General features: G+C 59.5%; 1 pseudogene. It reads left to right on the top strand.

Features of this window, described 5'->3' with window-relative positions:
- Nucleotides 1–259: pseudogene (locus SB753_RS38705) on the top strand (muramidase); the annotation flags it as partial.

The raw sequence follows: 259 nt of genomic DNA on the forward strand, positions 1-259 counted from the left end.
GGCTTCGATACGGTTGATACGACTAGCATTCCGCTGCTGGACATGTACAGGCGCAACCTCTTCGAGGCCAAGCAGTTGCTTGATGGCGAGGAGGAGGAGTTCAGTGTTGTTGCGGCAACAGTGAATGCCGGGCCGTTGATCGGGAAGCTGGAAAAGGCGGCTAAGCGGCAAGGGGACGGCAACGGGAACGTAACACCCGCCGATTTGAAGAGCGCCTTGACGGTCCCTTGGCTCGCCGAGGCAGTCTCGCGTCTGATCG

This window comes from Paraburkholderia sp. SIMBA_053, assembly GCF_046534895.1.
GTDB classification, from domain to species: domain Bacteria; phylum Pseudomonadota; class Gammaproteobacteria; order Burkholderiales; family Burkholderiaceae; genus Paraburkholderia; species Paraburkholderia caledonica.